Annotated in this window: 18 protein-coding genes; 10 read left to right on the top strand and 8 right to left on the bottom strand. The window is 47.4% G+C overall.

The features are described 5' to 3' along the window. Positions 1-147: 147 nt before the first annotated feature. Together RIC07_RS06530 and RIC07_RS06525 are read right to left on the bottom strand one after the other, a co-directional pair. On the bottom strand, positions 148-714 hold the full coding sequence (locus RIC07_RS06530) for a DUF2808 domain-containing protein (RefSeq protein ID WP_446393816.1): 567 nt from the start codon (positions 712-714) through the stop codon (positions 148-150). A 57-nt stretch (positions 715-771) separates the two neighbouring features. Then, positions 772-1,032: a hypothetical protein gene (locus RIC07_RS06525; RefSeq protein WP_446393815.1), complete on the bottom strand. Its 261-nt coding sequence runs from the start codon at positions 1,030-1,032 to the stop codon at positions 772-774. Positions 1,033-1,207: 175 nt separating this feature from the next. On the opposite strand from RIC07_RS06525, the gene RIC07_RS06520 reads away from it, so the two are divergent. The 4 genes from RIC07_RS06520 to RIC07_RS06505 all read left to right on the top strand — a co-directional run bounded on the left by RIC07_RS06520 (position 1,208) and on the right by RIC07_RS06505 (position 4,927). Further along, positions 1,208-1,819 carry a DUF3318 domain-containing protein gene (locus RIC07_RS06520; protein WP_446393814.1) on the top strand — a complete coding sequence of 204 codons (612 nt, stop codon included), beginning with the start codon at positions 1,208-1,210 and terminating at the stop codon, positions 1,817-1,819. Positions 1,820-1,887: 68 nt separating this feature from the next. Beyond that, positions 1,888-2,040 (top strand): hypothetical protein, encoded by a 153-nt coding sequence (locus tag RIC07_RS06515; protein ID WP_446393813.1) that lies wholly within the window; start codon positions 1,888-1,890, stop codon positions 2,038-2,040. A gap of 128 nt (positions 2,041-2,168) precedes the next feature. After that, positions 2,169-4,424: a sensor histidine kinase gene (locus RIC07_RS06510; protein WP_446393812.1), complete on the top strand. Its 2,256-nt coding sequence runs from the start codon at positions 2,169-2,171 to the stop codon at positions 4,422-4,424. A gap of 320 nt (positions 4,425-4,744) precedes the next feature. After that, positions 4,745-4,927, top strand: coding sequence for a hypothetical protein (locus RIC07_RS06505; protein ID WP_446373289.1), 183 nt, complete (start codon positions 4,745-4,747; stop codon positions 4,925-4,927). A gap of 22 nt (positions 4,928-4,949) precedes the next feature. Here RIC07_RS06505 and RIC07_RS06500 read toward each other — a convergent pair whose 3' ends face one another. The 5 genes from RIC07_RS06500 to RIC07_RS06480 form a co-directional block, all read right to left on the bottom strand. Further along, entirely contained in the window at positions 4,950-5,540 is a 591-nt protein-coding gene (locus RIC07_RS06500; RefSeq protein ID WP_446393811.1) for a hypothetical protein, read from the bottom strand. A 583-nt stretch (positions 5,541-6,123) separates the two neighbouring features. Further along, positions 6,124-7,107, bottom strand: a complete 984-nt coding sequence (locus RIC07_RS06495) for an RNA polymerase sigma factor, RpoD/SigA family (RefSeq protein ID WP_446393867.1) — start codon at positions 7,105-7,107, stop codon at positions 6,124-6,126. Positions 7,108-8,138: 1,031 nt separating this feature from the next. Then, positions 8,139-8,777, bottom strand: a complete 639-nt coding sequence (locus tag RIC07_RS06490) for a pentapeptide repeat-containing protein (RefSeq protein WP_446393810.1) — start codon at positions 8,775-8,777, stop codon at positions 8,139-8,141. 24 nt (positions 8,778-8,801) lie between these two features. Then, entirely contained in the window at positions 8,802-10,187 is a 1,386-nt protein-coding gene (locus RIC07_RS06485; protein ID WP_446393809.1) for a DICT sensory domain-containing protein, read from the bottom strand. Positions 10,188-10,356: 169 nt separating this feature from the next. After that, on the bottom strand, positions 10,357-11,940 hold the full coding sequence (locus RIC07_RS06480) for a photosystem II high light acclimation radical SAM protein (RefSeq protein WP_446393808.1): 1,584 nt from the start codon (positions 11,938-11,940) through the stop codon (positions 10,357-10,359). A gap of 503 nt (positions 11,941-12,443) precedes the next feature. Here RIC07_RS06480 and RIC07_RS06475 point away from each other — a divergent pair. The 6 genes from RIC07_RS06475 to psb34 all read left to right on the top strand — a co-directional run bounded on the left by RIC07_RS06475 (position 12,444) and on the right by psb34 (position 17,602). Continuing rightward, positions 12,444-12,845: a DUF1830 domain-containing protein gene (locus RIC07_RS06475; protein ID WP_446393807.1), complete on the top strand. Its 402-nt coding sequence runs from the start codon at positions 12,444-12,446 to the stop codon at positions 12,843-12,845. Positions 12,846-12,950: 105 nt separating this feature from the next. After that, the gene (locus RIC07_RS06470) at positions 12,951-13,385 is read left to right on the top strand and encodes a DUF4079 domain-containing protein (RefSeq protein WP_446376602.1); all 435 of its coding nucleotides are present in this window, start codon (positions 12,951-12,953) and stop codon (positions 13,383-13,385) included. A 559-nt stretch (positions 13,386-13,944) separates the two neighbouring features. Continuing rightward, the gene (locus tag RIC07_RS06465) at positions 13,945-14,298 is read left to right on the top strand and encodes a hypothetical protein (RefSeq protein ID WP_446393806.1); all 354 of its coding nucleotides are present in this window, start codon (positions 13,945-13,947) and stop codon (positions 14,296-14,298) included. 58 nt (positions 14,299-14,356) lie between these two features. Beyond that, positions 14,357-16,300, top strand: coding sequence for a glycine oxidase ThiO (gene thiO / locus RIC07_RS06460; RefSeq protein WP_446393805.1), 1,944 nt, complete (start codon positions 14,357-14,359; stop codon positions 16,298-16,300). 155 nt (positions 16,301-16,455) lie between these two features. After that, positions 16,456-17,142 carry a Uma2 family endonuclease gene (locus RIC07_RS06455; protein ID WP_446393804.1) on the top strand — a complete coding sequence of 229 codons (687 nt, stop codon included), beginning with the start codon at positions 16,456-16,458 and terminating at the stop codon, positions 17,140-17,142. Between the two features lie 280 nt (positions 17,143-17,422). Further along, positions 17,423-17,602: a photosystem II assembly protein Psb34 gene (gene psb34 / locus RIC07_RS06450; RefSeq protein WP_446393803.1), complete on the top strand. Its 180-nt coding sequence runs from the start codon at positions 17,423-17,425 to the stop codon at positions 17,600-17,602. Between the two features lie 131 nt (positions 17,603-17,733). On the opposite strand, the gene RIC07_RS06445 is transcribed toward psb34, so the two are convergent. Continuing rightward, on the bottom strand, positions 17,734-18,540 hold the full coding sequence (locus tag RIC07_RS06445; RefSeq protein ID WP_446393802.1) for a tetratricopeptide repeat protein: 807 nt from the start codon (positions 18,538-18,540) through the stop codon (positions 17,734-17,736). Positions 18,541-18,618: the final 78 nt, after the last annotated feature.

Below are 18,618 nucleotides of genomic sequence, written 5' to 3'. Positions count from 1 at the left end.
CGTCATTTGGTCGGGGCGGGTTTTGCAGCCAAGCTAGGGATAACAATCAATATTAGTCCCTAAACCCGCCCCTACAGACAGATGCTTGTGTCATCACGTCTGGAACATGACTCCCCCAGCTTCTCCAGCTTTCCCAGCACCTCCTATCTAGCAGAATCCCCATCGACAAGAGGTTCGTCGATAGAAGTGCAACCGTCCCACACCAAGATATAATCCATAGGGTTTTTCTCCTGCCGGAAAAGCGGTGACACCAAATAAATAAACTCCACCCCAATAGGGATTACGCCGTGGCTGAATACCAATGGTAAAGGTGGTTCCTGGAGAAATCGGTTCGGCAAAACTAACAGAAACCGTTTTTGTTTCATCATCTCTGGTCACCGATTGTAACGGCAATTGTTCGCCTTTATTTCGAGCGGTTCCGGTAAAGGCTAGAGTATCATCAAGTCGAAAACGAATAGTTTCGCTTCCTTCCCGTTGACTAATCGTCACCTTCTGTAAGGGTTCACCCGCATTCTCTGGAAGTTCTAGGGTGAAATAATATTTAGCCCCCCATACTCCCACATGGTCAAACGTGGTGAACACATTAATCAAGCGCGGTGATTTTTCAAAGGAAACGGTACCATCGGCTTGCTGTACAGCATGAATCGGGGCAATTGGCATTCCCCAGAGACTCGCTGTACTTAGGGTTAGGGCTAATACAGTGGAAACACGCATAACTCCATGTTTGCCCAGCTACTGCCATGGGCTACTTACTGTTTATGGTATTCGACATTACAAATCTGGGGGTTGATCGTGGTTCGTCAATTCCGAGGGAGGGCGATCGCTACTCCAAGCCCACCACACTTTACCACACTGGCATTGATAGAACTCTTGCCACTTTTTACGATAATCTTCAGTCAGGACTGGCGATTGTCGATTAATCCAAACCCGTTGGGCTTCCATCGAAGAAGCATGACAGGTGGGACAGCAGAACTCTAAGGCATGAGTGGCTGATTTTGTCCATGGCGGTGGAAATGGGGTAAAAGCGTCCATAGTCTATCGCTGGGTGGTAGCTAGAGGGGAGAGTCTGGTCTTGACTATCTCCTGTGCCTATTTTACGGGTTTACCTGCCCAGGCGTTTTGTATTTTCAGGTAAGCATGAGATAGTTGGGACAATAGGTGTTTTAACTTTATCCTATAAATCCTATAAGTTTGAGTCCCTCGGCTGATGAATCCAGAGCCAGAAATTCGCCGCTTGCGTGATCTAATGCCCGCCTCTGGGCGAATGCTGACCAAAATTATCAGTAAACCGCAACAGACGGCGGTGATTGAAACTCCTTTCCCGATGCCTTGGTCGAGAGATCGTCCAATCTATATTAACTTTGATCTGTGGCGTCGCTTACCCAGAGCGCAACGGGATATGCTGCTCCTGAGTACCGTGAGTTGGTTGCTGAATATCAGGTGGTTTAAGCCCGATTTATATCAAGGCGTTGTCATTGCCGGATTGTTAGGGGGAATGGTGGAATTTGTGCAAGGCGATGCGGTGGGTGTTGTCGTGGCGACGGGATTGAGTGCGATCGCGGGGAGTCAAATTTGGCGGGGTTCTCGCAGTTGCCAAACTCACTTAGATGCGGATACCGATGCGCTCAACGTTGCTTTGCGGCGTGGCTATACCGAAACAGAAGCGGCACAGCATCTATTAGCGGCGATTGAATCCGTGGCTGAGATGGAAGGGCGACTGAGTTTAAACTTTACCGAATTAATTCGCTCTCAAAACTTGCGGGCGATCGCGGGTATTTCTCCTGTGGGGGTTCCGGAGAGTGTGAGACAGAATAGTTAGGCGTTGCTGAATAAGTGTTGTGGTGAGGGGAAGCTGGGGAAGCTGGGGGAGCAATGTAGAGACGTGCCATGGCACGTCTGGAAGCTGGGGGAGCTAGGGAAGCTGGGGGAGCTGGGGGAGCAGGGGAAGAAAACAGCTTACGTTGTACTCGCGAAGCGCCAAGCAAGCTAAGTCATTCGTTATTCGTCTTATGGTTGGGGCGGGTTTTGCCGCCAAGCTAGAGATAACAATCAATATTAGTCCCTAAACCCGCCCCTACAACTCAACACTCACCCACCTAGGGGATGTTAAGTTTTGATAACCTTGGGCATCCTGTTGATGGAAGCTGATTGTTTTGAGTCATGAAATCTTGAATATTAGTTACGGTGAAGATTTAATTTTGTCCATATTTCCTGGGAATCCGCAGCGTTTCTGGCGATACCTGATTACAGTTGCTCTAGTGGCGATCGCTTATATGGGTAGCGCTCAGTTTACCTTGTCTTGGCTGGGATTGGGCGCTGAGGCGTCTCCAGTGTGGCCCAGTGCGGGGATTGCTCTGGCTGCCCTTTTTTTGCAGGGAAAACGGCTGTGGGTTGGTGTGGCGATTGGTGCATTTTGGCTCAATCTGTCTCTGGGAGCCTCATTTTTGGTGTCTCTGGGTTCGGTAATCGGCTGCACGTTACAAGCTGTTGTCGGTGCGATGGGATTACGTCGCCTAAATTTTAACCCGACGTTAGAATGCCTTAAGGATGCTTATGTTCTAATTATCTTCGGCGCGATCATTGCCCCCTCAATTAATGCCACGATTAGTACGCTAGTGAATTGCTGGGTAAATTTTATTCCGTGGCATCAATTTGGACTAAATTGGGGAACGCTTTGGTTAGGAGACAGTATGGGAATCTTAGTGTTTACCCCCTTACTGCTATTAATGGTTCAGGACTCTCCTCAGCGAATTTTTCCGCCAAATTATCTACCTCAACAGATTTTAGAAGCCGTCCTGTGCTGGAGTCTACTGGGGGTATTGAGTTGGCTAGTTTTCCAGTCTCGAACTACCTTTGCTCTCTCCGACTATCCCCTGGAATATTTACCCTTTCCCTTTGTCGTTTGGGCGGCGCTGCGATTTCGGGTGTGGGGTGCGGTTCTTGCCAGTTTAATCGTTTCGGGAATGGCAATTGGCGGTGTCCTCCAGGGGATCGGACCCTTTGTGGTGAAAACGGGAAGTACTCTAGGGGCAATTCTACTGCTACAAACGTTTATGGCAGTGGTAACAATAACCGCTTTAGTTTTAGCCGCCGCCATGTCAGAGCGTCAACAGGCAGAACATCGACTTCGGGCTACCTTAGAACGCGATCGCTTGTTAGCCGAGATTGCCCTGCGGATTCGTCAATCCTTGGATTTAGACCAGATTTTGCAAACCACTGTTGTGGAAGTGCGGCAATTATTACAGGCAGATCGTGTCTATATCAGTTATCTAGATGAAAATAACCACAGTAAAATTGCTGCCGAATCTGTTGCCTCTGCTTATAAATCTCTGTTGGGATGGAAAGCCTCAGAGAAACTGTTACAGGAAACCCAAGAATTATTTGCCCAGCGTCAAATTTTAATCCGGGATAATACAGAGCGGGTTAATGTAACGCCCTATCTCAAAGACTTTTATCGGTGCTACCAGATTAAAGCTACCCTGGCAATTCCATTAATTCTCGATGATCAACTATTTGGACTCTTGGCAGTCCATCAATGCCACCATTCCCGTCATTGGCAATCCTTTGAGGTGGATTGGTTAAGACGATTAGCGGTTCAAGTCACTATTGCCATTCAACAAGCTCAACTGTACCAACAAGTCCAAGGGCTTAATAGTAACCTGGAAAGTCAAGTGGCGGAACGTACCGTTCAACTTGAGGAGAAAATGCAGGAATTGCAACGGCTTTACGAACTCAAAGATGTGTTTTTACAAGCGGTATCTCATGATCTACGAACATCAATGATGGGCTTAATTCTGATGTTGAAGGGAACCCAAAACAGCCCTGGTGAAACCGTTGCCCTGCCACGCCGAATTCTGGATCGGCTGATTGAAAATAGCGATCGCCAATTGACGTTGATTAATGCCTTATCTGAAGACCATTTTAACCAAGGGCGGAAAATAGAACTCCACTGTCAACCTTTATGCTTAAATGAACTCCTCAGCCAAATCCTGGCTGATTTGCAGCCGTTATTCAGCAGTAACCACGCTCAATTAACGACGGTTATTCCCAAAACTTTACCCCCGGTTAAAGCTGATCCGACTCAACTGCGGTGTGTGTTTCATCATCTATTGACGAATGCCCTTAAACACAATCTACCGGGGGTGAAGATTACGCTGACAGTAAGGGTTGAGAGGGATATGCTTCATTGTGCGATCGCGGATAATGGGGTAGGGATGAGCAAACAGCAGTGCGATCGGCTGTTTAAGCTTTATGTTCGGGGATTGCACTCTCAACACTTAACCGGAATTGGTTTAGGCTTATATTTATGTCGGCAAATTATTAATGCTCACGGGGGACAAATTAGTGTTACCAGTGTGCCAACCGAAGGATCAACCTTTAACTTTTCGCTTCCTTTCTATAGGGGTAACGTGGGTATTGTGTAAGGTGGGCAGGCTCTCCCGTACTAATGGTGATGATAAAATCTTATAAATTAAGCTAAAGTGCGCGATCGCCTAAATGCTCCTGTTGGCAAAGTCGCAACATCTAACCCCAGCCCCCTTGGAGCCTTCTGCACCATCATGAATTTGTAGGGGCGGGTTTAGGGATTAATTGTCATGGTTTCCTCCAACTGGAGTACAAAACCCGCCCTGCCTCTAAATCGGGCTGGCTGCATTAATGTAGTGGCATGGTACAGCAACCTCTCATGATCATATGATCATTCATCATCCAAAATGGAATATAGCGTTTTCATTGGAGTTTAACCATGAATATCCCCACTGCCCTAGTCAATGAACTAAAGCTCTACCTCAAACACCGAACCGACAATGGTGATCTAGAAGCGAAAACCTTATTGACTCAAATCGAACAATTTACGAACTCACCCACAGCCGCAGAGGAACAAGCCTTCTATTCCCAACCGCCAGAGGGATTAGAGGTAGGATGTTAATAATGCCGTCATTTGTCCTTTGTCAGAGCAAGTTTTCCCGACAGATATTCAACATCCGCTGATCATTCTCACTCAGTTGACCCACAGGTTGATACTGATCAAGCTTAACGGTGTAGGGATAGGTTAAGGATTCGTAAGTGCGATCGAGATTAAGTTGGCTCCCCGCCGCCGCCACCGCAGTTTCTTGCTGATTCTCAATAGTATGAGCTAAAGCTGTTTGATCGTAGGGGTTGACAACTCGGAGATTCATCTGTTTAGATTCTAGAGTGCCATGAAAACAGCTAAATTCAGATTGAGGTAAGTAAAGCGCCCCAACTAGCTGTCCTTCATTGGCTTGAAACACAATATATTCTTGACCAATCTGATTCGGTTGAGACGATTGACCGTAAAGGTATGTGCCATCTGGGATTGAAGTGACTGAAGCGGATACAGTAGATGGATTCGTTTCCCCTGTAGAGTCCACGGCTTGCTTGAGTTGTTGAGCGACGGCGATGGGTCTACTGGAGACATTCATTGTGAGTCCGACTGTGAGCAGGAACCCGGTTAGGGGTAAACGCCAAGAAAAAGACGGTTGACGTTGGGACTGGAAAAACTCAATGAATCGGCTAATCACCGTGGTTACCTCCTTTAAAATAATATCGAAACACCCTTTAAAAACCTGGAATTTTAGTACACAGTTGGTAGCCGCCCTAATTTGTTAAAGTAGATTTAAGCTAAAGTAGACGTTAGCAGGCATCCTTACTTTCTATCTAACCGTGAACCTGTCTCTGGTTTGCGCTGCCTTTATCCGGTTTCTCAACCGTCACAGTTCGCACGGGCAAAATTACGTGGGTTTGTAATTGGATTGAAGTATTCACCTCTCTCTAGTTAAACAATAAGGGATGATCCTTCAGTGGCGATTCCCTCGAAGGAATGAAAGTTAACTCACCCAGCAGAATGTTTTTCTACGGACGCAGTATTTTCAGGATCTTCAATCGCTAGTCTGGGGATTGCCTAAAAACTTAATATTTTTTTACAAAAAAAGTGGTAGCGAATTGTGCTACCACTTCGATGGAATGTCGCCAACTTGAACCTTCACAAACAGCCTCTGAACCCGTTTTAACGGGTTTAAGCTTTGAGCCAGAACTTTAGTTCTTGGCTAAAGTTGTCGTAGGGGATGCCAACGTTTAGGGCGCTAAAGCGCAACTACAAACCAACTAACTGGCGATGTATTCCCGCACCGTAGCATGGCGTCGTCTGAGTTGGGCTAAGGCTTGATGTTCTAACTGGCGTACTCGTTCGCGACTGAGATTGAGTCTCTGTCCGACTTTTGCCAGAGATAGTTCATTCCCATCTTCTAAGCCAAAGCGCAGTGCTAAGACTTCCCGTTGTTGGGGGGTTAATTCTGCCAGGAGATTATCTAAATCTTGGCGCAGGGATTCCTGGGTGGTGTAATGAACCGGAGTTGGTCCACTATCTTCCAACAGATCAGATAATTCAGTATCTTGGTTATCCCCAACTCGCACATCTAAGGATACGGGTTGACGAGCGATGCTCAAATATTCGCGAATTTGGGCAGGTTCTAACTCCAACTCTTGACCAATCTCAGTTGGTGTGGCGTTACGCCCCAATCTCTGAGACAGTTCCCGTTGAACCTTTTTGATCTTATTCAGCTTTTCGGTAATGTGAATCGGTAACCGAATCGCACGGGCTTGTTGGGCGATCGCGCGGGTGATGGCTTGACGAATCCACCAGTACGCATAAGTAGAGAACTTATACCCTCGCGTGGGATCAAATTTCTCCACGCCTCGCTCTAATCCCAGGGTGCCTTCCTGAATCAAATCCAGGAATTCCATGTTACGCTTCTGATACTTTTTCGCGATCGCTACCACTAGGCGCAGATTCGCTTCAATCATTTTACGCTTAGCTCGCGTTCCCTGGTTTATAATTTTCTTAAGGGCTGATTCCTCTAAATCAACGTGATCTGCCCACTCCTGCATCGTCGGTTCGCGCTCTAAGGTTTCCGCTAAGGCTTCTTTTGCCTCCAAGAGCGGCATCATCTGCTGCACTTGCTTACCATAGACAATTTCTTGCTCATGGGTCAGTAGTGGCACGCGACCGATTTCATGCAGATAGGTGCGAACCATATCTGCCGAAAATGTGGGCTTGGTCGTTTTGGGTTTGGTGTTAACAGTGGGCATCTGTGAGTAGTGACTCCGTAAACGAGCAATAAATCTGTCGCGGATTTTGACCTCAAAAGCAAAAGCTATAGCCATCTCTCACCTTGAGGATACGTGCGCGAAGCGGTTGTTTACATCTACTAAAAGATGTATAGACTCCTACCTGTATTGAGTTGGGCAGGAGATCGAACCGTAGATCAGGAGTTAAAGCGATTGACTCAGTTAATTGTCTCTTCGTTGATTCTGCGGCGTTTCCTAGCTTACTAACTCTGGGCTAGGAACAAGGCGAATGCGAAGTCATTATGAGTTTGCCTTAACTCTATAGTATTACACCTTTAGACGACGGTAAAGAGGTAAAGGTTCAACATTTCGGAAAAATCATCCGGCTGTGGCATCTGCTACTTTTCCTCCTGACACCGACAGGGTTCAACAGGTTGGCATTCTCTCCTAGTTACTATCATCGCCTAAAACACCGAGAAACGGATAGAGTTTAATCGGGGAAATAACCGAACTGATTTGGGGATAGATATCCTCCCAACCCCCTAGTCTGGCACGATGCCTTTTTCGTTAACGAGGACGGTTGACGAGGTGAGGAGGTGAGCCAGGACAGATTCCCAGGAGATGAAACGTCCCTAATTTTATAGCACTAGGCTCTAAGGTTAGGAGAAAAGAAGAAAAATTTAAATCCCTCAATCCCTTGATGAGTCAGTGTTTTTCTTCACTATTCCATAAGACACACCGAGCGTGTTACCGAGCGAAGCCGAAGTAAGCCGAGGTGTTGCCTATTGCAAGAAAGCCTAGCGCGTAGCGCTATATCAGGTTCATTAACCCTTTTTCCCTATTCTCCCCATTTATCCAATACCAAATTTTCTTCCACCCTGTCGAGATGGAAGAGTTTTTTGGGCGCAACTCGATAATCATGAATCATAGCAGGAGTGAAGCCTAAATCCAAGCCTCTATGTCAGAATATTATCATTTGCTGCTTCTTTGTTCTTTGTCCTTTGTATTGCTTTTGTTCTAAGAACAATAACTCACGATGCTCAGGCAACACCCTAGGAACTACGTTCCAGAGACGTTCCCACCACACAAGCCCGCTCTAACGTCGCACCATTTACATTGACCTCATCGAGTTCAGCACAAAGCAAATTCGCTCCCGTTAAATTTGCCCCTCCCAGATTCGCCCCGCGCAAATCCGCTTCCTCAAAATTGGCGTCACACAAGCTAGCACCTTGTAAATCCGCTTGCGATAAATCCGCCCCCTTCAGATTAGCACTGTTGAGATTCGCCCCCCGCAGATCAGCGCCTCGAAAATCGACGCCCTGGAGGTTGACACCCATGAGATTCGCGCCACTCAAAAACGCACCAGCAAAGGATACCTGTGTCAAATTCGCCCCCATTAAATTCGCGCCTCGGAGATTGCTCCCGCGCAAATCCGCCCCAGTTAAGTTGGCTTGCATCAGATTAGCGCCCAAACAATTTGCCCGCACATCAGCCGACACCAATTGAGCGCACAGCAGTTTAGCGCCATCAAGACGAGCACCGTTGAGATTCGCTCTCGACAAATTCGTACCCACCAGACTAGCGCCTGCCAAATTAATCTGTTCCAGTTGGCTCCCCGACAAATCTTCGTCGTCTAGATTAGCACCTGAGAGCTGCTTGATTTTTCCTGCGCGAATTGCTTCGATTTCCATCAATTTTCCTGCGTGACTTAAACCTTAAGACGAAACATTTGATTGGGCTTCCTGAGGGGAATGGGAATCAAGCAACCACATCCCTGCGGCTATTTTAGGTTGATTTGCCTGTAAACTCATACCCTGTTGCATTCCCATCACCAGTAGTTCTAGAGCCTCAAGCAGTTTTGGGTCAAATACTGTACCCGCTGACGCCTGACAGTCGTCGAGTGCTTTTGCCAAAGGAGCCTCTTGGGATTGATAAACCTTCACCCGCTGTTGAAATGTGGTAATCAGTGCTAAAATTCTCGATTCCAAGGGAATCGCATCATACGCCAAACCATCCGGTTGTCCGGAGCCATCCCAATGTTCGCTTTGGTGGGTGATAATGTGAGCAATTGCCTGTAATTGGGGCATGACACGCAAAACCGAGGATTTGGGCATCGTCTCTTGTTGAGAAACCGCCTGTTGCTGCACTGTGGATTTTGCTGGTTCTAGGTCATCATCTACGGCTTGTAACGGCGCCAGACGATGCAGCAATCCCGCTAATCGCAGCCGTTTGATTTGCCATGCAGGTAAATCGAGCAATTGACCCATCGCTTCACACAGGGTTGCCACTTCCGCCGCTGCCATGGGATTGGTTACATCAGCTTGATCGATGAGCTGTGCCATCCGCAAAAATGCCTGCACCTTATTAGACACTAGATTATTATCTAAGTCTTGCTCGGAACGGGGCAAGTTCTGAAGTGGCTCATCCTCAGTTTGATGTAATTCTTGTTCAAAGCTTTCCAGATAATCGACGACGCGAGACACAACCTGCCCAATATCATCGCGTTTTTTGCTACCGAAGGCAGCCGTGATCTGTTGTGCTTGGTCGGTTAGGCGCTGTTGTAACTGTTGATCGTAACCGCCAATGTGGGCGATCGCTAAATCGACTGTTTCCCGAACCAATTCCGGCTCAAATGTCCAGAACCCATAAAACTTGCGCTCCCGATCATCTGTCGGTTGTCCTTTGCTGCCGTAATCCTCGGCAGATAACTCTTGACATAAGACCATTGCTGTGTATGTCTCTGACATAATAATCAAATGCCATTCTTGAGCCACTGGATCAGAAGCATCCAAGTTCAATAGTCTCACATTAGAACGTTGGCTGGTGGGATGTTCCCCAAAACCAGTCTCCGCTGTCGCCAGAATTACCACTTCAGACGACTGTTGGGCTAAATCGCCATAGCGTTCTGCCTCTTGCATATACCATTTCCCCTGCTGAAATGCTGCAATTAGCAGAGGTTTTCCTTCTGACTCTAAGATGAAGTCTTCCAAGGCATGACACAGGGCAATCAGGGTGTTTTTGTGATAAACACCAAAATTAAGCGGTCGCTTACCGCCGCGATGAGCTGTGTCTAACTTTTGTAATATCGAACCTTGCAGCATGATCAAACCTTGTCTGAGGGGTTCAGGGGAAAGTGGGTGTGTAGAGACGTGCCATGGCGCGTCTGGGAGCAGGGGAGAATTTTAACCGATTATTTTATGTTAATTATGATACATTTTAGGGTTGAATTTCTCCAAGCTGTTCGAGTTGGCGATAAACGGATAGAATCAACTACCCCGATGTAACCAGTTGTTTAGGCGGCGTCTTAGCTGAAACTTCAATCGGAGCCGCTAATGCCTCCTCTAAATCCGCACAGCCCAAACGTTCCTCTAAAATTTTCATCACTTCGCGACCAAAATCATCGGGATTTTGCCGCCACGCTTGCAGACAAACCTCGCCAAAGAAAGAGCCTAGGGGTTCGGGATTCCAGAGTAGCTTTTTCGCTGTCCAAGGCATTAAACTCATTGGATCATAGTCTTTTTCGAGAATGTCGTTCTCAAAGGCATAAGCTTCCAAATGAGTATGGGGTTGTAATCCGATAAAGAAGATCGCGGGTTCCACCTTGTCAGCACCAAAGATTCGCTCTAACTCCCGGTGATAGGCAATGGTTTGGCGAATGGTGTCTGGTCGCTCATCTATTACATTAAAGGAATAGTTGACCGAAACCAAGTCATTAAATCCCGCTGCTTTCAAATCCCGACAATTTTGCAGCACGGTGCGAAGGTTGTACCCCATTCGCATCTTGCGAACTAATTCCTGGGAACCACTGGTAATGCCGATTTCAAAGTAGTTCATCCCGGTTTTCACCATCAAGTCACATAATTGGGGGGTGAGATTATCTGCCCGAATGTATGCCGCCCAGTGAATGTCTGTCATCCCAGAATCAAGAATTTTCTGCAACAGTTCCACCGCATCGTCGATAAACTTCCGGGCGGGGATAAACTGAGCATCGGTAAACCAGAAGTTGCGGATACCTCGGTCATAAAGCTGGCGCATTTCGGCAACCACTTCATCAGCGGGATTGATCCGTACTTGTTTACCTTCGACGACGGTGTAGATACAGTAGCAGCAGTTGTGGGGACAACCCCGTTTAGTTTGCACCCCAATATAAAAGTCGCTCTCTTGAAAATAATAATCAAACGCCGACCAGATGCTTTGGATATAGTCGTAATTACAGGCAGTTTTTTCTAGGGGAGTTGGGCGTTCATGAATCATGCGATCGCGCGGCTGCGTTTCACCCACGACATAACAGCGCTCATCGGCAAAGGATTCACCCCGCAGAAGTTTCTCCAGTAGGGTTTCACCTTCACCAACGGAGACAATTGTCCCGTTGGGTAATTTAGTCTTCAGTTGTTCATAAAATACGCTAACTGCACCGCCGCCAACCATCACCCGTGCCTCTGGGTTGTAAGTACGGGCGCGTTTAAGTCCCCGACGAATCAATCCTAAATTACGCCACAGTTCAGTATAGTACGCGGCGGCTAGGCGTAATCCCCCGATCGCCCCGCGTAACTTGACAAATGGGTTACTGGCGTAGTAAAACTCGAAGGCATTTTGCAAGGGGTTCCCCCCTCTACCGCCAACTGGCGCATAGATTTGAATATCGCGCCAAGAGAATACCAACAGTGTCGGTTGGAATTCGTCAATACAGGCGTCGAGCGATCGCGAAAAATCCAGGGGAGGTACAGTGCCTAAGTCAAAGATGCGCTGTTCTACCTCTGGGAAGAGTTTGTGAACGTGATCGGCTAGATAGACAACACCAATCGGGAAAATCGGGTTGCAGGGGAGGCGCACATAAAGAATTTTTGGTGACATTATAAATTTTATCTGGGGTAAATCGGCTTTTATGAACAGGGTTGGCTCGGTTGAACTGGGTAAATCTCCAACCCAACTTGGATGAAAACCCGGTGTACGCAGACGTTTAAGTCCCCACCGACCGGGAGAGAAGAACACAGCCCCAGCCCAGCTTTCTCAGAATATTGGATTTCTTTTTCACATAACTTAACTTTACTTTAACAAGATTGGGTTCTGACCTCAAGCGTATGCTATTTTTTTTCGTGGGGTTCATCGTTGAGAGTCTGAGCGAGGTAGTCTAAGCCATATTACCTAAGGCGTTCAAATTGAGGGTCTTAACTTTATGTAGAAGTTCTCATCCCTAGGGATGGGACAAATTAGCCATTTAGCGGCGATCGCTGGGACGCGATTGGCGAAAAAGCCGCACAATTGGTAGTCGGGTTTACAACAGGGAAGGGATCACAAGTGCTAAGTTAGGTGAAGTAATAACAAACAGAATTCATTTAGTACCTCACTCAGCAGTTATGACTCAGATACTTGATCCCCTACCCTCTGATAATCAAACTCACATTGTCTGTTGCTATGTAAACGCCACGAGCCAGATTCAAATTGCTCGGATTACAAATATTCCCAATTGGTATTTTGAGCGCGTGGTTTTTCCAGGACAGCGCTTAGTCTTTGAAGCCCTACCCCAGGCGCTATTAGAGATTCACACCGGGATGATGGCAAGTGCGATTCTCTCGGATACCATACCCTGTACTCGCTTGCTTATCGCTCAAGACGGTAATCCGGCGCCGTCTTCTGACGCTAAAGCCGTTGTACCACCGACTGATGATAATAAGCCCAGTGAAAATAAGCCCAGTGAAAAAACAATTAGTCATAGCCCAGCCAGCCAAGCGCGTTTAGCTGTGGCAACAGCTCACTAAATAACAAAAGCAATTAAAAAATAAAGATTAAGGGGGTTGTTCAACTGAGCAACCTCTTACGTTACGATTGGGGCAGTAAACAGACTAAATTTGAGGCATCAAGTTGTGAATCTGCCCGACTTTATCTGGTTGTGGAAAATAGCCGCTTGGTCAATGGGTTTGTCCCTCGCGGCTTATAGTCTGTTGGCGGTGACGGGCAGTGTTCTGTTCACGAAACGGCGCTCTCAACACCCCAAACCAAAATGGTTGCGACCTTTACACTACATCATCGGATGGGTAATGGTCAGTTTGGTCTTGCTGCTCCTGGGAATTGGTGTAGTGGGTACTATCGGTCATTATGGCAATCTCGGACATTCGGGACACTTGATTGCCGGATTAGCTGTTGTAGCTTTGGTTGCGGTGTCCGCCGCAAGTTCCACCCAGATTAGCCCCCAACACCCTTGGGCGCGGGCAGTTCATCTGGGAACCAATATTGCTTTATTTGTCGGATTTGCCTGGGTGTCCTATTCCGGATGGCAGGTGGTGCAGAAATATTTGTGAGCAGGGGGAGCAGAGGGAGCAGGGGGAGCAGGGGGAGCAGGGGGAGCAGGGGGAGCAGAGGGAGCAGGGGGAGCAGAGGGAGCAGAGGGAGCAGAGGGAGCAGAGGGAGCGATATAATTGGGAAAGCGTTAGCTTATCCGGCAAGAAGCCCTACATTAGGATCTCTGATGTGATGTAGGTCGCTCACTTGGCTAGATATAGCACTACGCACTCTCGTTAGGACAAATGAAGAAAACATCAAATTGCTCAATCCCTTGTAAGGTAAGCGTTTTTCTTCACTATTGCCTATGACACACCGAGCGTGTTACCGAGCGAAGCCGAGGTAAGCGTTCGACTGAACTTCGACAGGCTCAGTTGCCGCGCTCACGCCGAAGTCCGAGGTGTTGCCCATTGCCTATTGCCCAGCGCATAGCGCTATATAATCTCCTGAGAAGGTTGCCACAGTAGACAACGTTTAGCTGGAGAGGGTGTCAGTCGAGTAAAAAAGCCAGTACAAAAACTATCTAACTAATATGATAGGTGGGACATAAGTCCTGTAGAGTTTACAGGGAAACAAACTATGAACAAATTAATTGGATTAGTGATCATTGCTGCCGTTGTAGTCGGAGCAGCTTTAGGTTGGCAGGGCGTATCCCTTCCGTTTTTGGGAGGACTCTTTGGGGGTGAAAACCGCACAGCGAACCAAATCATTGAGTCAGTTCCAGACACGGCAACCGACCAAGGGGCAACACAACAACCTCAAGCAGCAACAGGAACTCAGCCAACGGCTCAGGCTCCGGCGACGATTGGAACCGTCGATCAAGCCCAAACTAATCAGGGTACAGCTCAAGCCCCTCAAACCACAGTGGGTCAAGCGGATACAGGCGCGGGTGAAGCGACTGAGGAGTCCGAACCGATTACGGCTCTCTGGTAAGGTGATTGACTAAATCTGTACGGACTGGCTAGGGCGCGTCTCCATTTTTATCTTCATAATGAACTTTTCCAGTGATATTTTAATTGTGGGCGGTGGCGTGATTGGTTTGGCACTCGCCCTAGAGTTGAAGTGGCGGGGGGCAACAGTCACGGTATTAACCCGCAATTTTAAAGAAGCAGCGACTCTAGCTGCCGCTGGGATGTTAGCCCCTCATGCAGAAGCCATTCCCGAAAGTCCGATGCGGGAATTATGTGGGCGATCGCGATCGCTCTATTCCCAATGGTGTACCAAACTGGAACAGCTTACGGGTGTGGCGACAGGATATTTGCCCTGTGGGATTCTTGCCCCAGTTTATGAAGAGGTTTCAGCGTCTCATCCTGAGGCTGGCAATTGGTTAGATAAACAGGCAATTCATCTATATCAACCGGGTTTAGGGGCAGATGTGATTGGCGGTTGGTGGTATCCCGAAGATGGGCAAGTCGATAACCGCGCCTTGGCGCAAGCCCTGCGATTAGCGGCTCAAGAAATAGGGATTGACCTGCGTGAAGGCGTAACCGTTGAGGCAATTGAGCAGCAAAATCGTCGCGTTTGTAGCGTCAGAACCTCGATTGGTGAATTTCAGGCTGACCATTATGTCTTAGCAACGGGGGCTTGGTCTAACCAACTGTTACCTGTACCCGTTTATCCGAAAAAGGGTCAGATGCTGTCGGTACAAATACCAGCCAATCCCCATCAGCCCTTACCCCTGCAACGGGTGTTGTATGGACCCGATACCTACTTAGTTCCACGTCGAGATGGGCGATTACTGATTGGTGCCACCAGTGAGGATGTGGGATGGCAATCGGATAATACGCCAGCAGGAATTCACACCTTACTATCACGGGCAATACGGTTATATCCATCCCTACAGGATTGGTCTATTCGGGAATGCTGGTGGGGATTTCGACCCGCCACCCCAGATGAATGTCCGATCCTCGGCGTTAGTCCTTGTGAAAATCTAACTCTAGCGACTGGACATTACCGCAACGGTATTCTCCTCGCCCCGATAACCGCCCAGTTATTGGCAGACTGGATGGAAACACAAACTGTTGATCCGCTATTAGACTATTTTCGATACGATCGCTTTTATCATCAATCCTCCTCAAATTTAATGATCAGTTCTCCGATTACGCCCGTATCTCCCCAAACCACCTCGGTTACAGAACCAGCGACAACTGACCCGTTAATCATTGCGGGTCGAACATTTCACTCCCGGCTGATGACCGGTACAGGGAAATATAGCACCATTGAACAAATGCAACAGGGTATTGCGGCGAGTGGGAGTCAGATTGTTACCGTAGCTGTGCGGCGGGTGCAAACCAAAGCCCCGGGTCATGAAGGATTGGCAGAAGCGCTGGATTGGACAAAAATCTGGATGTTACCCAATACCGCAGGCTGTAAAACCGCAGAGGAAGCCGTGCGGGTGGCGCGGTTAGGACGGGAAATGGCAAAGTTATTAGGACAAGAGGATAATAATTTTGTCAAGTTGGAAGTGATTCCCGACGCGAAATATTTATTACCTGACCCGATTGGTACTTTGGAAGCAGCCGAGAAACTGGTGAAAGAGGGGTTTGCTGTACTGCCGTATATTAATGCTGACCCCATGTTAGCTAAACGATTGGAAGAGGTGGGGTGTGTCACCGTGATGCCCTTGGGTTCTCCGATTGGTTCAGGACAGGGGATTAAAACGGCGGCAAATATTCAAATTATTATCGAAGAAGCGGGAATTCCTGTAGTCGTAGATGCGGGGATTGGATCGCCCAGTGAAGCGGCGCAAGCTATGGAGATGGGGGCAGATGCTTTACTTGTGAATAGTGCGATCGCGCTAGCCAAAAATCCGGTGGCGATGGGGAAAGCGATGGGTATGGCGACTGAAGCGGGGCGTTTAGCTTTTCTGGCGGGACGGATTCCGATTAAAAGTTATGCCAGTGCGAGTTCACCGTTGACGGGGACGATTAATTAAGTTTTGTCATTTGTCCTTTGTCATTCGTCCTTTGGAAGGATAACTTGGAAATTCCTAAGTTTGTATCCGTTACATCTTTGCCAAGAGATGAAAAGGCTTCCAGTTAGTTCCTAATTCGCTAGGATTACTAGAGGATCATCCCAAGTCTAATCGTCATGGTAAAAGTACCCTTACCGCATTTGACCACTCCCCCTTTGGCAAATGGCGACAAGCTCACCCGTTATGAATTTGAGCGTCGCTACAATGCCATGCCCCATCTGAAAAAAGCGGAATTGATTGAAGGAATTGTCTACATGGCTGCTGCCTTACGCTTTAAGAGCCACGGTGAACCTCATGGTCAAATTATTACTTGGCTCGGAACTTATGCCGCCATGACGCCAAATATTTCCATGGGAGACAACCCAAGCGTTCGTTTAGATCTCGATAACGAACCTCAACCCGATGTAGTTCTGTTGATCAATCCAGAAGCCGGTGGTCAAACACAGCTAAGTGATGATGATTATATCGAAGGAGCGCCAGAGTTAATTGTCGAAATTGCTGCCAGTAGCGTTGCCATTGATCTCCATACTAAAAAACAGGCATATCGCCGCAATGGAGTCAAAGAATATATCGTCTGGCAAGTTCTTGATCGCCAATTAAGCTGGTTCTATCTGGAACAAGGCGAGTATCTGGAATTATCGGCTGATAACGATGGAATTATCCGAAGTCAAGTTTTTCCTGGGTTGTGGTTAGCCGTTGCTGAGTTATTAGCGGGGAATATGCCACAAGTACTAACAGTTTTGCAAGCGGGTTGGCAGTCTCCTGAACACGCGGCATTTGTCCAGAAATTAGCCAACCAATAATCATACCCAACCGCCTTTAGTGCGATCGCTTTCCCTGTGAAGCAGATGTTTCTAGCCCAGACTCCGCACTTCAAAATGTAGCACAATAAGTTACAGTTACTGCCCGTAATTCATGCTGTAATACGCAATTACTACATCCGATTGTCGTACTAATTTGCATACTACAACTTGACGTGCAGAATGGTTTTAGCGAATATAACAATTTTTTATCCAAACAAGTGAGTATTTTTACGGTGAGGATGTTAAGATTATATAAGATAAGTAAAGAAGGTTATCATTCATGCCATATACCACAGAAGAAGGCGGACGTTTAAATAACTTTGCCCGTGAACCGAAAGTTTACCAAGCAGAACCACCAACCAAAACCGAGCAACGTAACTATGTATTTCTGGGAATTGCGGCTCTAGTTTTAGTTAGTGGATTAATGTTCGTCGCTGTCTCTGTATCAAGCGTTAGCTAAGTTCTGCGAATCCCTAAATCGGGAACACCCCTGTTAATCCAGCGATTTTGGACTAACAATGAAGTGAAATCTGATCAAGGATTACGCGAAACATTAGTTCGATTTAGCCTAAAAAGCCAAAATCAGTAGGGTCAGGGGTTTGCTTCCCCTTGCATCGCTTGCAACGCATTCATAACAGTTTGATGACTGTCTAATCTGCCTTGCTCTTGGAAAAGTTCAGCCGCTTTCTGCAAATCAGCCGTCGCTGCTTCAATGTTCTCCAATTGGAATTGAGTCAGCCCCCGATTGTAATACGCTTCAGCAAAGGTGGGTTGGAGTTCAATTGATTTAGTATAATCAGCGATCGCGTCTTCATATTGTTCTAAGCGATTGCGGGTTAGCCCCCGATTATAATAAAGGCGAGCATTTTCGGGGTTGATTTCCAGGGCTTTGGCGTAATCGTCGAGAGCCGCTTCAGAATTGCCGAACTCGTCGTAAACATTCCCGCGACTAATATACGCCGTGTCATTTTCCGGGTTAATTTCGATCGCCTTAGTGAAATCCGCGATCGCTTTTTGATAATCCCGGCGCACAAAATGGGTATAGCCTCGGTTACTATAGGCTTGACTGAAATCGGGATTTAACTCAATGGCTTGGGTATAGTCATAAATGGCAGCGTCGTAATTACCCAGACTATGATAAGCGTAGCCGCGATTATAGTAGGTATCCGCATCTTCGGGATTCAGTTGTAATGCATCGGCGAAGTCAGAAATCGCACCAGCATAATCACCCTTTTCCAATTTATCGACGCCTTGGTTATACAGTTCCACGGCTGTTAACTTCTCTGACGAGGCTTCTTGCACAACCCTGATTGGCTGTTGGGCGTGAACCGCTTCGGAGAATCCCGTCAGGACAGTCATTAATCCAAAAATGGTCAGTATGCGATAGGTTGAGTTCATCGTTAGTTGTGGTTTTTCGGTTTAAGGTTAAGAGGGTTGGAAACTGTAATTTTATTTCTCTCCATATCTAGGCAATTG

Source organism: Coleofasciculus sp. E1-EBD-02 (assembly GCF_040218245.1).
Taxonomy (GTDB): Bacteria; Cyanobacteriota; Cyanobacteriia; order Cyanobacteriales; family Coleofasciculaceae; genus Coleofasciculus.
The sequence above is the reverse complement of the archived record's forward strand: the minus strand, read 5'-3'. Positions and strand labels throughout refer to the sequence as shown.

Excerpts from the sequence above, each read along its gene's own strand:
- RIC07_RS06530 (WP_446393816.1), bottom strand. The coding sequence starts at position 714 with ATGCGTGTTTCCACTGTATTAGCCCTAACCCTAAGTACAGCGAGTCTC.
- RIC07_RS06525 (WP_446393815.1), bottom strand. The coding sequence starts at position 1,032 with ATGGACGCTTTTACCCCATTTCCACCGCCATGGACAAAATCAGCCACT.
- RIC07_RS06520 (WP_446393814.1), top strand. The coding sequence starts at position 1,208 with ATGAATCCAGAGCCAGAAATTCGCCGCTTGCGTGATCTAATGCCCGCC.
- RIC07_RS06515 (WP_446393813.1), top strand. The coding sequence starts at position 1,888 with ATGGCACGTCTGGAAGCTGGGGGAGCTAGGGAAGCTGGGGGAGCTGGG.
- RIC07_RS06505 (WP_446373289.1), top strand. The coding sequence starts at position 4,745 with ATGAATATCCCCACTGCCCTAGTCAATGAACTAAAGCTCTACCTCAAA.
- RIC07_RS06495 (WP_446393867.1), bottom strand. The coding sequence starts at position 7,107 with ATGCCCACTGTTAACACCAAACCCAAAACGACCAAGCCCACATTTTCG.
- RIC07_RS06490 (WP_446393810.1), bottom strand. The coding sequence starts at position 8,777 with ATGGAAATCGAAGCAATTCGCGCAGGAAAAATCAAGCAGCTCTCAGGT.
- RIC07_RS06485 (WP_446393809.1), bottom strand. The coding sequence starts at position 10,187 with ATGCTGCAAGGTTCGATATTACAAAAGTTAGACACAGCTCATCGCGGC.
- RIC07_RS06480 (WP_446393808.1), bottom strand. The coding sequence starts at position 11,940 with ATGTCACCAAAAATTCTTTATGTGCGCCTCCCCTGCAACCCGATTTTC.
- RIC07_RS06475 (WP_446393807.1), top strand. The coding sequence starts at position 12,444 with ATGACTCAGATACTTGATCCCCTACCCTCTGATAATCAAACTCACATT.
- RIC07_RS06465 (WP_446393806.1), top strand. The coding sequence starts at position 13,945 with ATGAACAAATTAATTGGATTAGTGATCATTGCTGCCGTTGTAGTCGGA.
- thiO (WP_446393805.1), top strand. The coding sequence starts at position 14,357 with ATGAACTTTTCCAGTGATATTTTAATTGTGGGCGGTGGCGTGATTGGT.
- RIC07_RS06455 (WP_446393804.1), top strand. The coding sequence starts at position 16,456 with ATGGTAAAAGTACCCTTACCGCATTTGACCACTCCCCCTTTGGCAAAT.
- psb34 (WP_446393803.1), top strand. The coding sequence starts at position 17,423 with ATGCCATATACCACAGAAGAAGGCGGACGTTTAAATAACTTTGCCCGT.
- RIC07_RS06445 (WP_446393802.1), bottom strand. The coding sequence starts at position 18,540 with ATGAACTCAACCTATCGCATACTGACCATTTTTGGATTAATGACTGTC.